The sequence below is a fragment of the Streptosporangium oxazolinicum genome (assembly GCF_039537505.1).
GTDB lineage: Bacteria > Actinomycetota > Actinomycetes > Streptosporangiales > Streptosporangiaceae > Streptosporangium > Streptosporangium oxazolinicum.
In genome coordinates this window covers 53,939-67,919 of the sequence record NZ_BAABAQ010000007.1, presented here as the reverse complement: position 1 = coordinate 67,919, position 13,981 = coordinate 53,939, and the positions used below count along the sequence as shown (strand labels likewise).

The following is a 13,981-nucleotide window of genomic DNA, read 5'->3' as shown; positions in this document are numbered from 1 at the left end:
GGTCACGCCCCCACGATCCGCAGGCCGGTGCCGATCAGTTTCTCGAGGAGGGCGACGTGCTCGGGCGCGGCGTCGACCAGGGGCGGCCTGACCGAACCGGCGTCCAGGCCCCGCAGCCGCGCCCCGGCCTTGACCAGCGAGACGGCGTAGCCCGGGACGAGGTCGCGCAGCTCGACGAGCGGCCCGTAGAACTCCCGGAGCAGGTCTTCGACGAGCGTGTCGTCGCGGGCGGTGACGGCCTTGTGGAAGGCGAGCGCGATCTCGGGGGCGAAGCTGAACACGGCGCTGGAGTAGAGGTCGACGCCGAGGGCGCGGTAGGACAGGACGGTCATCTCGGCCGTGGGCAGGCCGTTGAAGAAGGTGAAGCCGGGCCGGTCGACCGCCAGGATGATGCGCTGGAGCAGGTCGAGGTCGCCCAGGCCGTCCTTGAAGCCGACGACGTTGGGGACGGTGGCGAGTTCGGCGACGGCGGCGGGGGTGAACCGGGCGTTGCCCCGCTGGTAGACGATGATCGGCAGGTCGGTGGAGGCCGCCACCTGCCGGACGTAGGCGACGAGCCCGGCCGGTGGCGCGTCGACCAGGTAGGGAGGGAGCAGCAGCAGCCCGTCGGCGCCCCGCGCGGCGGCCTGGGCGGCGAACTCGCGGGCGAGGGGCGGCGCGCCGCCGGTCCCGGCCACCACGGGGACCCGTCCGCCGGTCGCGTTCACGCTCTCCCGGACGATCCGGCCGTACTCGGCGGGGTCCAGGGCGTTGAACTCCCCGGTGCCGCACGCGGCGAACACCGCGCCGGCTCCCGCCGCGACCCCGTTCCCCACGTGTTCGGCGAGTACCGGAAGGTTCGGTTCGCCGTCGGGGCCGAACGGGGTGACGGGGAAGAAGAGGACACCATCGAGGTCCAAGGTTCTCAACCCTTCACGGCGCCGGCGACCAGTCCCGAGAGGAACGTGCGCTGGAACGCCAGATAGACGATCAGACTGGGCAGCAGGGCGAGGAGGGCTCCGGCGAGCAGCGCGCCGGGCCCGACGAGCGGGTCCGAGCGCAGGGAGGCGAGCGCCACCGTCAGGGTGTAGTCGTCGGGGGTGCGGGCGACGATCAGGGGCAGGAGATACTGGTCCCAGATCATGTTGAAGCCGAAGATGACCACGACGCCGATGGCCGGCCTGCACAGCGGCAGGATGATCTGCCCGAAGATCCGCAGTTCGCTCGCGCCGTCGCAGCGGGCGGCCTCCTCCAGCTGGCGCGGGATCTCCTTCATGAACTCGCTGAGCACGAAGATGGAGAAACCCCAGCCGCCCAGGGGGAGGATCACGCCGAGCAGGGTGCCGCGCAGGTCGAGGCCGAGGACGGGCAGGTCGCCGATGACCAGGGAGAGCGGGATCGCGATGACCTCCTCGGGGAGCATCATGGTCGACAGGATCGCCAGCAGCACGAGCGCCTGCCCGCGGAATCTCCTGCGCGCCAGGGCGTAGGCGGCGAACACGCTGACGCTCACCTGCAGCAGCAGCGCGCCGCCCGCGATCACGACGGAGTTGAAAAAGTACCGCCACAGCCCCTGCTCGGCGGCGACCTCGAAGTTCTCCAGGGTCGGGTCGTGGGGGTAGAGGGACATCGTGCTGGGGTCGGCGGCGTTGTCGAACGCGCCGGCGAACACCGAGACGAGCGGTCCGCAGAAGACGACGAGGACGATCGCGTAGAGCAGGACGCGCAGGCCGGTGGCGACGGGGTGCCTCCTCCCCCAGCCCCAGCCGAGCGTGGTCTCGAACATCAGATCTCCTTTCGCCTGCGGTAGAGGGTGACGCAGACGGTCAGGGTGAGAATCCCGAGGAACAGCAGGACCGAGGCCGCCGAAGCGAAGCCGATGTCGCCGGACTGGAAGCCGAGGGTGTAGATGCGGGTCATGATGACGTCGGTGGAGCCGGCGGGGCCGCCCGCGGTCAGCACGAACACCTCGGTGAAGATCCGCAGGCCGCGGATGCACGCGAGGGTGACGAGGATGGTGACGACCGGCCGCAGCGCGGGCAGGGTGACGAAGCGGATGCGCTGGCGGAGGCCCGCGCCGTCGAGGGCGGCCTGCTCGTAGAGTTGCCGGTCGATCCCGGCGAGACCCGCCAGGATGATCATCATGTCGTAGGGGGCGTGCTTCCAGACGCCGACGACGCTCACCCACCACAGGGCGGAGCCGGGGTCGTCCAGGAAGCCCTGCGGGCCGATCCCGAACCAGCCGAACACGTTGTTGAGCATGCCGTCCTCGGCGGGGAAGTAGAGCAGCCGCCAGACCTCGCCGACCACGGCGATCGCCGAGACGACGGGCAGGAACGCGGCCGAGCGGACGAACCACAGCGTGCGCGCCCTGCCTTCCAGCAGCAGGGCCAGGCAGAACCCGATGAGCATCGCGCCGCCCGTCTGCACCACGGCCAGGTAGAGGGTGTGGCCGATCGCCGTGCGGAAGCTCTCGTCGGTGAAGACCTGGCGGTAGTTGTCCAGGCCGACCCACTCGTCGCCGAGGAACGGCTGGACCTTGAAGAAGCTGAGCCAGACCCCCTTGGTCATCGGGATGTACTTGAAGTACAGGAAGATGATCAGCGCGGGGGCGAGGAACAGCCAGGGCAGGAGCTGGGGACCGGGTCCGCGGCGGCGGCGCGGGGAGGCCCCCGGGCCGCGGGAGGCGGCCCGGGGGCGGGACGTGGTCAGCGTCATCAGCCGGCCTTCTGCTTGGCCAGCTCGGTCCTGAACGAGCCCGCCAGCCGGGTGAGTTCGGCCTGGACGTCGGCGCCGCAGTTGGCGAAGATCGAGTTGAGGGTCTCCGACGCCTGTTGGCGCAGTGGCGTCCAGTTCGGCACCTGCGGGAACAGCCGCCCGTTGTCCCGGTAGATCTCCTTGATCGTCGCCCATCGCTCGTCCTTGCGCTCGGCGACGACGTCGACGGTCGTGTTGACCGGGAGGCGGACCACCGGGTTCGGCTGGTCGGTGTTCATGCCGATCCGCTGGCCCTCGGGGCTGATGAGGAATTCGGCGAGCTGCTTCTGCTGCTGCCCCAGCTTCGAGCCCGCCATGAGGTAGATGTTCTCGCCCTCGCCCAGGACGCCCTGCCCGGCGGGACCGGCCGGGGAGGGGATGACCTCGTACCTGTCCTTGCCGAGGCTCTTGTCGAAGCGGCCCATCATCCAGGGGCCGGTGAGGTAGATGCCCGCCTTGCCGGTCTCGAAGAAGGGGTGGGCGTCGTCGGTGATGAGGGTGAGGGCGCCGGGGACCACGACCTTGTCCTCGCAGAACAGGTTCCGCATCCACTTCACCGCCTCGACCGACTTGGGCTGGTCGATGGCGGGGGTGAATTTGCCGCCGGACTCGGTGAGGAAGTCGCCGCCGCCCTGCCACAGGTAGGAGGAGGCCCACCAGGCGGTGTAGCCGCGTTCGGTGGAGGCGGGGACGAGCATGCCGTAGGTGTCGTCCTTGCCGTTGCCGTCGGGGTCGTCGTTCTGGAACGCCCTGGCGAGGGCGTCGAGCTCGGCCCAGGTCGTGGGGACGTCCCTGCCGAGTTTCTCCCGCCAGTCCTTGCGGATGAACGTGGCCACGGCCTGGGTGGAGAACGGGATGCCGTAGTACTTGCCGTCGGCGGCCCTGGCCTGGTTCCAGGCCCGGTCCAGGGTGTCGGCGGCGCCCGCGACGGCGGCCCGGTCGACCGGGGTGATCAGGCCCTGGGAGAGGCCGGTGCCGAGCAGGCTGACGTCGTTGATGACGACGTCGGGCAGGTCCCTGGCGGCGGCGGCTTCCTGGATCTTGTTCTCGAAGTTCTCGTAGATCGGGACGTAGGTGACCTTCACCCCGGTCTTCGCGGTGTAGGCCGCGATGACCTTCTTGTAGACCTCCGCGGAGGCCGGCGTGGATCTGGTCCACAACTCCAGGCTGGCGGCCTCGGACTTCGACTCTGATCCGCACGCCGTGGTGGCGAACAGGAGCAGGGTGAGCCCGGCGACGATGCGTCGGGGGGCGGGCATCTACCACTCCATTCACATATGTAAACCATGGTTTAGGTTGTGAACAACGTGCCGCAACTGTAAAAATCACTCACAACGCTGTCAATAGGTGTATGAAGCCGAACCGGTGAGGGGTGTGGGTTGTCAACAGGTGAGCATCCGGCCGAGAAACGTCCCGTCAAATCAGCCGATCGGACGATCGAGCTGCTCGAAGCACTGGCCCGAGCGGACCGGCCGGTCACGCTCACCGAGCTCCAGCGGGATCTCAGCTATCCGAAGTCGAGCCTCTACATGCTGCTGCGGACCCTGATCGGCAGAGGCTGGGTCGAGACCGACCGGCACGGCATGACGTACTCCATCGGGGTACGGGCGCTGCTGGTCGGCACCTCCTACCTCGACCGCGATCCCGTCGTCCGGGCGGCGGCGGTGGTGCTCGAACAGGTCCGCGCCGACATCAACGAGACCGTCCACCTGGCCCGCCTCGACGGGTCCGACGTGGTGTACCTCGCCAGCCGCGAATCCCTGCACCACCTGCGGTTCACCTCCCGCGTGGGCCGCCGTCAGCCCGCCTGGGCGACCGCGCTGGGCCGCGCGGTCCTGTCCATGCGCGACGACGGCGAGCGGCACATCCCCGACGTCCTCGCGCCGCTGACCAAGCACACCGTGACCAGCCGCCCGGACCTGCTGCGGGAGCTGGAGAGCGCCCGGTCGCGCGGCTACGCGGACGAGAGGGAGCAGAACACCCCCGGCCTGGGCTGCGTCGCGGTGCCGCTCCCCTACGCCTCGCCGGTGACCGACGCGATCAGCGCGTCCGTCCCGCTGGTACGGCTCGACGAGGCACACCACGCGCAGATCGTGACGGTGCTCAGCGAGGCGGCCCGCCAGATCGTCCAGCTCTTCCGGCAGGAGGCGCTCTGACGTGCGGATCCTCCTCACCGGCGCGGCCGGCGCGGTGGCGACCGCGCTCCGGCCACGGCTCGCCCGGCCCGGCCGGGTGCTGCGGCTCGCCGACGTCCTCCCGGTCGCGGCCGGTCGGTCCGGCGAGGAGACGATCCTCGCCGACCTGACCGACGAGAGCGCGATGGCCGAGGCGATGAACGGCGTCGAGGCGGTCGTCCACCTGGGCGGCCTGAGCCGCGAGCATCCGTGGGCGGACATCCTGCGCGTCAACGTCCACGGCACGCAGGTGCTCCTGGAGGCGGCCCGCCGGGAGAACGTCCGGCAGGTCGTGCTCGTCGGCAGCCACCACGCGGCCGGGTTCCACCCCCGCCCGGACGCCCCCGACGACCTCTCCCCCAGGCCGGACACCTACTACGGCTTCAGCAAGGCCGCGATGGAGGCGCTCGGCCGTCTCTACCACGACCGGTTCGCGATGAACGTCGTGGCGATCCGGCTGGGCTCGTGCTCCGAGCGGCCCCGCGACGTCCGGGCGCTGTCGACCTGGCTGTCACACGACGACTGCGCCCGGCTGGTCGAGGCGTCCCTCACCGCCCGGGGCTTCCACCTCGTGTGGGGCGTCTCGGCGAACACCCGCCGCTGGTGGTCGCTCGACGCGGCCCGCGCCCTCGGCTACGCCCCGCGCGACGACGCCGAGCTCCACGCCCCGCGCCTGCTGGCCGAGTTCGGCGAGCCCGACCTCACCGACCCGGTCCAGCACCTGGTGGGAGGCGCGTTCTGCGTCCGGGACCTCGGCGTCTCCTGGTGACACCCGCCGTGATCCGCGAGAAGAGACGTCACGCCGGGTCGGGGACCGCCAGGTGCCAGCTGAGCCATTCGACGACGTTCTTGACGAAGGTCACCCGGTTGGCGATCTGCCGGATCTCGTGTCCCTCGTCCTCGAACAGCAGGAGCTCACAGGGCACCTCGCGGGCCCGCGCCGCCTGGAGCACCTGCTCGGCCTCGTACAGGGGGACGTTGGTGTCGCGGGCACCGTGCACGACGAGCAGCGGGGCGGCCAGCCGGTCGAAGGAGTGCAGGGGCGACAGGGCCCGCAGCAGGTCGCGGTCGGCGACGGGGTGGCCGTACTCGCTGACGGCCGCCGCGGCGATCCACGGCTCGGTCCGCTCGTAGAAGGTCTCGAAGTCGGCCATGCCGCAGACGTCGACCCCGGCGCGGAAGAGGCGCGGGTGGGTGACGAGGGCGGCCAGCGTCAGGTAGCCGCCGTACGAGCGTCCCATGCAGGCGATCCTGGCCGGGTCGGCGAGGCCCGCCCGCGTCAGCTCCAGGGCGCAGTCGGCGACGTCGTTGATCGCGTCGAAGCGCAGGGCGTGGTTGTCGGCGTTGCGGAAGGCCCGCCCGAACCCCGACGAGCCGCGGATGTTCGGCGCGAGCACCCCGATCCCGGCGGCCAGCAGGTTCTGGAACAGCGGGTTGAAGGTGGGCCTCTCCTGGCTCTCCGGGCCGCCGTGCAGGTAGACGACGAAGGGTGCCGGGCCCCGGGCGTCCGGGACCCGGTAGAGCCAGCCGGTCAGATCCATGCCGTCGCCCGCCTGGAAGCGCACCAGCTCCGCGCCGGCCGCGTCGGGGATCCGTCCCGATCCGGCGATCCGCCGGTAGCCGCCGGTCGCCAGGTCGCAGAGCAGCACGTGGGAGGGGTGGCCGGGCCCCTCGGCCGCCAGGACGGCGAGGCTGCCGTCCAGGGACACCCTGATCGAGGACACCACCTCGGCGGGCAGGGGCGGGAGCGGGCGCGTCTCGCCGGTGGCCGGGTCGATCACCTCCAGCTCCGAGCGGCCGGAGTCGTTCCACACCAGGACGGCGAGGCGGCCGTCGGCGCTCAGCGCGAACTGGTCCAGTTCGGCGTCGGCGCGCTCGGCCAGCACGGTCCCCGCCCCGTCCTCGCCCACCGCGACGAGAGCGGCCCGGTCGCGGCCGACGTCGGACAGCAGGTAGGCGGTCGTCCCGTCGGGAGAGAGGATGCCGTAGTCGGTGGTGCCGGTCAGCCCGGCCAGCAGCGGCCGCTCCCCATGACCCGGCAGGTCACCCGCCGCCTCGTCGGGAAGGTTCGTGGGCAGGCCGGGCGGGACGTCGGCGAGATCACCGGGAGGGAGGTCGACGCGGACCCCCGCGGGAGGGGCGGGAGGATCGCCGGGAAGGGCGGGAAGGTCGGCCACGTACATCCGGCGCACGCCGCGCGGGCCGCGCCGCAGCAGCATCCGCCGGTGGTCGCGGCTGACCGCGGCCGGGTGCATGAGCGCCCCGCCCGCGATGACCTCCCGGCTGCCGGAGGCCGCGTCGATCAGCACCGCGTCCGTACGGCCCGACGAGGAGACCTCCGCGACGAGGAGGACCTCCCCCTGACCGGTCCAGCGCACGAACGACGCCGACCCTCCCTCGGGCGCGGACAGCGGGCGCAGGTCGCCGCCGTCGGGCCTGACCGTCCAGACCTGCGTGTGCTCCCCGCCTCCCGGCACGACGAGGACGGCGAGCCGCCGGGCGTCGGGGGACCAGCTCACGTCGGCGACGGGCTCGGATCCCGTGTCGACCGGCCGGGCCTCCGGATCCTCCTCCGGCGGCTCCTGCGAGCTCTCCCCCGGCAGCCACGTCTCCAGGTCCCTGCCGAGGGGCTGGATCCAGACGCGTGGCGAGCCGTCCCGGTCGCCGACGTAGGCGACGGCGCTCAGGTCGGGTGCCAGCGCGGGCGCCCGGCAGCTCCAGGCGGTCAGGCCCGTGCCCGTCGAGGGGCGGGAACGGGCGCCGAGAATTTCGGTCATCAAACTCCTTGTGCCTGCAACCACAGCTCCAGGAGTCCGAGTTGCCACAACGCGTTGGCCCCCAGGGTAGTGCGGTGTTCGTCCGGTGCCGCGAGCAGCTTGTCGACGTACGGCTGGTCGAACAGGCCGCGCGACCTCGCGGCCCGGCCGGTGAGCGCGTCCCTGACGAGCTCCAGGAACGGGCCGTGGATGTGCCTGATGGCGGGGACCGGAAAGTATCCCTTGGGCCGGTCGACGATCGCGGCGGGCAGCAGCTTGCGGGCGGCGTCCTTCAGGACGCCCTTGCCGCCGGAGGCGAGCTTGAGCTCGGGCGGGCAGGCCGCCGCCAGCTCGACCAGTTCGTGGTCGAGGAACGGTGTCCTCGCCTCCAGCCCGAAGGCCATGGTCATGTTGTCCACGCGCTTGACCGGGTCGTCGACGAGCATGACGTTCGTGTCCAGGCGCAGCGCCGCGTCGAGCGCGGTGTCGGCGCCGGGCCGCGCGAGGTGGCGCCGGACGAACTCGCCGCTGACGTCCTCGTCCAGCATGTACTCGGGTGACAGGATCGCGGCCAGCGTCCCGTGCGAGCGGTCGAAGAACTCCCTCTCGTACGTGGCCGCGGCCTCCTCGCGCGACACGCCCGCGAGCGGTGGGTACCAGCTGTAGCCGGCGAACACCTCGTCGGCGCCCTGGCCGGACTGGACGACCTTGACGTGCCCGGACACCTCCTCCGACAGCAGGTGGAAGGCGACGCAGTCGTGGCTGACCATCGGCTCGCTCATGGCCGACACCGCGTTCTCCAGGGCGGGCAGCATGCGGGTGTCGTCGACGGGGATGCGGTGGTGGTCGGTGCCGAACTCCCTGGCGACCAGGTCGGAGTAGGCGAACTCGTCCCCCCGCTCCCCTCCGGCCGAGGGGAACCCGATACTGAAGGTCGACAGGCCCGCCTGCCCCTCCTCGGCCAGCAGCGCGACGATCAGGCTGGAGTCCAGGCCCCCGGAGAGCAGCACGCCCACGGGCACGTCCGCGACCATACGCCTGCGCACGGCCGTCCGCAGCCGGTCGAGCACGGCCTCGCACCACTCGTCCGGGGTCAGCCCGGCGTACTCGGGCAGGGCCGACCGGGTGTGGAGCGGCTCCCAGTAGCGGTGGTCGGTGACGGTGCCGTCGGGCTCGACGGTGCGTACGGTGGCCGGGGGGAGCTTGCGCACCCCGGCGAGGATGGTGCGCTCGGCGGGCACCACCGAGTGGAAGGTCATGTAGTGGTGCAGGGCCACCCGGTCGATGCCGGTGTCCACCCCTCCCCCGGCGAGCAGCGCGGGCAGCGACGAGGCGAAGCGCAGCCGCCCGGCGTCCCGGGAGAGGTACAGCGGCTTGATCCCCAGCCGGTCGCGGCCGAGGATGAGCCTGCCGCTGTCGCGCTCGGCGACCGCGAAGGCGAACATGCCCTTGAAGCGGTCGACGCAGCCGGTCCCCCAGCGGTGGAAGGACTTCACCAGCACCTCGGTGTCGGAGGTGGAGAAGAAGCGGTAGCCCAGGCCCTCCAGCTCCCGGCGCAGCTCCCGGTAGTTGTACAGGCAGCCGTTGAAGACGCCCGTCAGGCCCAGGTCGCTGTCCACCATCGGCTGGGCGCCCCGGTCCGACAGATCGATGATCCTCAGGCGCCGGTGGCCGAGGGCGACCGGCCCCAGCGACCACAGGCCCGCCCCGTCGGGCCCCCTGTCGCGCATCACGTCGTTCATCCGGGCCACGGCGGCGACGTCCGCCGGGCGGCCGTCGAACCGGAGCTCACCGCTCAGACCACACATACAAACCCCCCGGTGACCGGCTCACCGCTCCGGTCATCCATCGCACACGTCTCACCTGCCGGGCTCGCGCCGGAGCTCACCGCTCGGACCGCGCCTCGGCACTCCCCGTCTGCAGCCAGGTGTCCTTGGAACCACCCCCCTGGGAGGAGTTGACGATCATGCTGCCCTCCGGGGCGACGCGGGTCAGCGCCGTCGGCGGCACCGTCGCCGTCTCGCCGAAGCAGACGAAGGCCCGCAGGTCGACCACGCGCGGGCTCAGCCGCTGCCCGTCGAAGGTCGGGTGCGTCGAGAGCCGGATCGTCTCCTGGGCGACCCAGCCCTCGGGCGCGGCGAGGATCGTCTTCCTGACCTGGTCGAGCTCCTCGGCGGAGGCGTCGGGGCCGACGACCACGCCCTGCCCGCCGAATCCGTCCACCGGCTTGACGACCAGCTCGGCCAGCCGGTCGAGCACCTGCTCGCGGTCCTCGGCGTCGCGGCACAGGTAGGTGGTGACGTTGTCGATGAGGGGCCGCTCACCCAGGTAGTACTCGATGAGGCGCGGCACGTACCGGTACAGGCACTTGTCGTCGGCGACGCCGTTGCCCGGCGCGTTGGCCAGGACGAGCGCGGAACGCTCGACGGCGTCCATGATCTCCAGCCCGAGGTGGCCGTCGAGCAGCACGCTCTCGTCGATCCTGCGGTAGAGCACCTCGATCCTGCGCCCCTCGATCTCCAGGTAGCCGTTCTTGAACGACAGGTCGGCCGGTACGGCCAGGGGCACCCCCAGCTCCTCGGCGAGCATCCTGTGCTCGTAGTAGGCGGAGTCCTCGGGGCCCGCCGAGACCACGGCGAGGGCCGACGGGTCGCCGGAGCCCGCCGCGAGCAGCGCCTCCCGCAGTATCCGCAGGCCCTCCCCCGGGTCGGCGATCCCCTCGCCGGGGGCGAGTTCCGGCATCAGCTCGTTGATCAGCCGCCGGTTGGTCACGGAGTACCCGAGGCCCGAGGGCACCCGCAGGTTGTCCTCGAGGACCGCCCAGCGGCCGACGTTGTCGCGGACCAGGTCCAGCCCGGCCACGGCGCAGCGCACGGTGCCCTGCGGCACCCTGCGGCCCGGCTTGCGGTAGCCGGGGGACTCGTCGACCACCCACGCGGGGATGGTGCCGTCCCGGATGATCTCGCGCCCGTCGTAGACGTCGTGCAGGAACGCCTCCAGCGCGCGCACCCGCTGCGGCAGGGCCCGCTGGATCCCGGCCCACTCCCCGGCCTGGACCAGCCGGGGGACCAGGTCGAACGGGTAGATCCGGCTCTCGTCGCCCCCCTCGACCTGGAAGGTCATGCCGTTGCTGCGCTGGTAGGCGTCGCGCCTCTCCTCCCGGTCGCGCAGTCCCTCGACGCCCAGGCGGTCGAGGACCCGCAGCACCGGCTGGTAGGACTCGCGCACCGTGCCCTCGATGATCGCCTCGTCACCGGGGGCCCGGTAGCCGTCGAGGAGATTGGTGTGCATCCTCGGCATCGGCCCGCCGAAGGCGGTCTCCCACTCCTCGGACCGCGTCTCGGCGATGACGAGGTCGACCACGTCGGCCAGCCGGCCGCTACGGGCGTAGGCCTCGCGCTGGCGGGCCGCGGAGCTCCCCCTGGCCAGCGACTCCCGGGCCAGGGAGGCGACGAGATCCCAGTCGCCGTACTGCTCCAGCTGCGGGCGCAGGCCGTTCACCATCCGCCGGATCACCTCGGCGGCCGGTGCCGGGGTGCCGTCGAGCGGGTCGACGAGATCGCCCTCCAGCCCGGAGCGCGAGGCCCGCCACGACGCGGCGCGGACCATCTCCAGCCGGACCGTGCGCTCGGGACCGTTCTGCGCCGCCTCCAGCTCCCTGGCCACCAGCGCCCTGAACAGCCCGGCGATCAGCACGATGTCGCCCACCCGGGGGCAGGCGTCGCAGACCCGCAGCTCGATGGTGGGCAGGTGCGCCGAGGGCCGGATGTCGAAGTAGATCATGCCGGGGTCGGTGATCACCCCGGAGGCGACGAGGTCCCGCACCACCTGGTCGTACTCGGCGGCCGACTCGAACCTGGGCACGGGACCGGCGGTGGGCCAGCGCTGCCACAGCAGCGGGCGGTAGCTGGCGTACCCGGTGTCGGAGCCCAGCCAGTACGGCGAGCTGGAGCTGAGGGCGAGCAGCGGGGGGATCCAGGGGGCGAGGCGGTGGGCGACGGCCACGGCCAGGTCGCGGTCCTCGACGTCGGCGTGGAACTGCGTCCCGCAGATCAGCTGCTCGCGGGTGAGCAGCTGGTAGTCGGCGAGCATCTGCTCGTAGCGGGGATCGGGGGAGATCTTCAGCGCCTCCAGATCCACCAGCGGCACGCTGCCCGCCGCCACGATTCCCAGGCCGAGGCCGTCCGCCGCCTGGATCACCGTGCGGCGCAGCGCGGTCAGGTCGTGCCCGAGGTCCTCCAGGTGCATGAAGGGCCTGCTGTTGGCCTCGACCACCGAACGCTGCAGCTCGTGGGTGAAGCGCTCCGCCGGCAACTGCTCCAGCAGGACTCCGGCCCGTGGGACGAGGTGCCGGGTGTCGACATCGACGACGTGGAACTCCTCTTCGACACCGACCGCGATCGGCCCCGCCAGACCCGCCATTTCATCACTCCTGAAGTACGCCGGTTCATGGGGTTTTTCATTCTTTGCCCGAAAAAAGGAGTTCCGCACTTCACAGGGCACTTTGGGGGAAAGTGAAACCGTGAGCTCGTCGCCCGCGCTCGGGACAGACCCGCTTCCCCTCCGGCGGAAGGACTCACCTTTTCGCCGGAAAGATCTCAGGAGGATTCGGACGAGGCACCGCCGACGACCGGTGGACCGGACGCCCCGGCCCTGCTCAGAGACCCCGTCCGAAAGGCTTGGTCCGAGGGCTCGGGCGGAGGGCGGGATGGCCGTCACGCCCGGCTCGGCGACCGGAGGCGACCAGGGGGTACCCAGGGGCCGGGCCGCCCAGCGCCTACGCGGGCGGCGGCTCCGCCGGGGGCCCGTCGTGTCCTGACGGCCCGGCCTCCGGCCGCTCCCGCACCGGGGACGCCCCGGACGGGTCCGAGGGACCGGGGGCGCCCGAGTGACCGGACGGGTCCGAGGGACCCGAGGTGCCCAGGGGTGGCCCGGCCTCTTCCGGCCGCGCCTCGATCATGCGCGGCGGCCGGGGCGCGTCCTCCGGCGGCGGCCCGAACGTGTCGGGAAACGCGCGGACCCCGAGCGCCTCCGGGCGGTCGCCCGCCGGGCCGGGCGGATCGAGGAGTTGCCGCATGGGCGGGCTGTCGAGGAACGTGGAGACCGCGTCGACCACCCCCTCCCCCAGGGGGCGGAACACGTCGACCACGGCCTGGGCGGGCGGCCCGAGACGGGTGCCGACCTCCTGGAGGAGGTCTTCCAGCACCTGCGGCAGCGGCGGCACCGGCAGGCCGAGCTGGGGCTTCGGCCGCGCCTTCTCCGGCGGCGTCCAGCGCATCGAGTCGTCGCTCATGGCGAGCCATTCGTCGACGGCGCCGTCGATGGAGTCGAGCACGTGATCGGAATCGTCTGGCATGGCGGCTCCCCTCATGACCGGGATCCGATAAGACGACGGTACCTCGCCCCGCCGCTCCCGGGCAGGGGCGGGTGGCGACCCGTCACCGGCGGCGGAGCGGGCCCGCCGCCGTGATATCCGTTCCCGTCCGGCGGCCCGGCACCTGTACGGCGGCTGTACGGCAGCCGTACGGCGGCGGAAGCCCGATCATCAAAGCCCGTTAATCTGGCATAACCCCCTCAACAGGGGGAATAAGCTGTCGATGCTCTCTCAAACTCGTCCTGCCGGTAGTGACACGCTCACATTCCTCGGTGCGATCATGCGTAATCCCCATCAGCTGGGGGCGATCGCTCCCAGTTCGAAGGCCGTCGCGCGTCTGGCGGCCTCGATCGTTCCCACAACCCCCGGAGCCGTGGTCGTCGAACTGGGCGCCGGCGGCGGCGTGATCAGCGACGCGATCCGTGATCGCCTTCCTCCGGGAGGGCGGCAGCTCGCCGTGGAGGTCAACGAGGGCATGGTGGACCACCTGCGGCGCAGCAGGCCCTGGCTGGAAGTGATCTCCGGTGACGCCGGTGACCTCGGCAAACTGCTGCGGGAGGCCGGTCTGTCCCAGGCCGACGCGATCGTCTCCTCGCTTCCCTGGACCCTGTTCGAGGGGGCCCAGCAGAAGCGCGTCCTGGAGGAGATCGCGGCCTCCATCGTCCCCGGCGGCTCCTTCAGCACCATCACGACGCTGACCGTGATGCCGTTCCAGCGCTTCCGGCACTTCCGCGGCCTCATGAACAGCACGTTCGCCACCGTCGCCACCCTGGGGCCGATCTGGCGCAACGTACCGCCCGCCCTGGTGTACACCGGGGTCACGGCGGACAACCGGCTGGCCGGGGAGGTGACCGGCGGCTGAGCGGCCGACGGACAACCGTCCGGGGACACCGGCGGCGGGTGAGGCGAGCGAACGGCTCGCCGGAGACTCGTCCGGCGGC

At 71.8% G+C, this 13,981-nt stretch carries 11 protein-coding genes; 3 read left to right on the top strand and 8 right to left on the bottom strand.

The features are described 5' to 3' along the window. Nucleotides 1-2 precede the first annotated feature (2 nt). Genes ABD817_RS19945 through ABD817_RS19930 form a run of 4 tightly spaced genes read right to left on the bottom strand, consistent with a single transcriptional unit; the run spans nt 3 to nt 3,995 of the window. Nucleotides 3-899, bottom strand: coding sequence for a 5-dehydro-4-deoxyglucarate dehydratase (locus ABD817_RS19945; RefSeq protein ID WP_344919525.1), 897 nt, complete (start codon nt 897-899; stop codon nt 3-5). 5 nt (nt 900-904) lie between these two features. Next, a complete protein-coding gene (locus ABD817_RS19940) occupies nt 905-1,765 on the bottom strand; it encodes a carbohydrate ABC transporter permease (RefSeq protein WP_344919524.1) in 861 nt (286 codons plus the stop codon). Further along, entirely contained in the window at nt 1,765-2,697 is a 933-nt protein-coding gene (locus ABD817_RS19935) for a carbohydrate ABC transporter permease (protein WP_344919523.1), read from the bottom strand. Before ABD817_RS19935 ends, ABD817_RS19940 begins: the two co-directional genes overlap by 1 nt. Continuing rightward, entirely contained in the window at nt 2,697-3,995 is a 1,299-nt protein-coding gene (locus tag ABD817_RS19930; RefSeq protein WP_344919522.1) for an ABC transporter substrate-binding protein, read from the bottom strand. The genes ABD817_RS19935 and ABD817_RS19930 overlap by 1 nt, the downstream gene beginning before the upstream one ends. Nucleotides 3,996-4,115: 120 nt before the next feature. Between ABD817_RS19930 and ABD817_RS19925 the strand changes: the two genes are divergently transcribed. Both ABD817_RS19925 and ABD817_RS19920 read left to right on the top strand, forming a co-directional pair. Next, a complete protein-coding gene (locus ABD817_RS19925) occupies nt 4,116-4,892 on the top strand; it encodes an IclR family transcriptional regulator (RefSeq protein WP_344919521.1) in 777 nt (258 codons plus the stop codon). A gap of 1 nt (nt 4,893) precedes the next feature. Further along, a complete protein-coding gene (locus tag ABD817_RS19920; RefSeq protein ID WP_344919520.1) occupies nt 4,894-5,679 on the top strand; it encodes an NAD-dependent epimerase/dehydratase family protein in 786 nt (261 codons plus the stop codon). Nucleotides 5,680-5,707: 28 nt separating this feature from the next. Here ABD817_RS19920 and ABD817_RS19915 read toward each other — a convergent pair whose 3' ends face one another. The 4 genes from ABD817_RS19915 to ABD817_RS19900 all read right to left on the bottom strand — a co-directional run bounded on the left by ABD817_RS19915 (nt 5,708) and on the right by ABD817_RS19900 (nt 13,022). Then, the gene (locus ABD817_RS19915; RefSeq protein WP_344919519.1) at nt 5,708-7,687 is read right to left on the bottom strand and encodes a S9 family peptidase; all 1,980 of its coding nucleotides are present in this window, start codon (nt 7,685-7,687) and stop codon (nt 5,708-5,710) included. Then, nucleotides 7,687-9,474, bottom strand: a complete 1,788-nt coding sequence (locus ABD817_RS19910) for an N-acetylglutaminylglutamine amidotransferase (protein WP_344919517.1) — start codon at nt 9,472-9,474, stop codon at nt 7,687-7,689. Before ABD817_RS19910 ends, ABD817_RS19915 begins: the two co-directional genes overlap by 1 nt. Nucleotides 9,475-9,550: 76 nt before the next feature. Beyond that, nucleotides 9,551-12,088 (bottom strand): glutamate--cysteine ligase, encoded by a 2,538-nt coding sequence (locus ABD817_RS19905; RefSeq protein WP_344919516.1) that lies wholly within the window; start codon nt 12,086-12,088, stop codon nt 9,551-9,553. Nucleotides 12,089-12,443: 355 nt separating this feature from the next. Continuing rightward, a complete protein-coding gene (locus ABD817_RS19900; protein WP_344919515.1) occupies nt 12,444-13,022 on the bottom strand; it encodes a hypothetical protein in 579 nt (192 codons plus the stop codon). Between the two features lie 298 nt (nt 13,023-13,320). Between ABD817_RS19900 and ABD817_RS19895 the strand changes: the two genes are divergently transcribed. After that, nucleotides 13,321-13,902, top strand: coding sequence for a class I SAM-dependent methyltransferase (locus ABD817_RS19895; protein ID WP_344919514.1), 582 nt, complete (start codon nt 13,321-13,323; stop codon nt 13,900-13,902). The last annotated feature ends 79 nt before the right edge of the window (nt 13,903-13,981 follow it).

Coding starts and splice junctions, on each gene's coding strand:
- ABD817_RS19940 (WP_344919524.1), bottom strand. CDS start 1,765: ATGTTCGAGACCACGCTCGGCTGGGGCTGGGGGAGGAGGCACCCCGTC.
- ABD817_RS19935 (WP_344919523.1), bottom strand. CDS start 2,697: ATGACGCTGACCACGTCCCGCCCCCGGGCCGCCTCCCGCGGCCCGGGG.
- ABD817_RS19930 (WP_344919522.1), bottom strand. CDS start 3,995: ATGCCCGCCCCCCGACGCATCGTCGCCGGGCTCACCCTGCTCCTGTTC.
- ABD817_RS19915 (WP_344919519.1), bottom strand. CDS start 7,687: ATGACCGAAATTCTCGGCGCCCGTTCCCGCCCCTCGACGGGCACGGGC.
- ABD817_RS19910 (WP_344919517.1), bottom strand. CDS start 9,474: ATGTGTGGTCTGAGCGGTGAGCTCCGGTTCGACGGCCGCCCGGCGGAC.
- ABD817_RS19905 (WP_344919516.1), bottom strand. CDS start 12,088: ATGGCGGGTCTGGCGGGGCCGATCGCGGTCGGTGTCGAAGAGGAGTTC.
- ABD817_RS19900 (WP_344919515.1), bottom strand. CDS start 13,022: ATGCCAGACGATTCCGATCACGTGCTCGACTCCATCGACGGCGCCGTC.
- ABD817_RS19895 (WP_344919514.1), top strand. CDS start 13,321: ATGCGTAATCCCCATCAGCTGGGGGCGATCGCTCCCAGTTCGAAGGCC.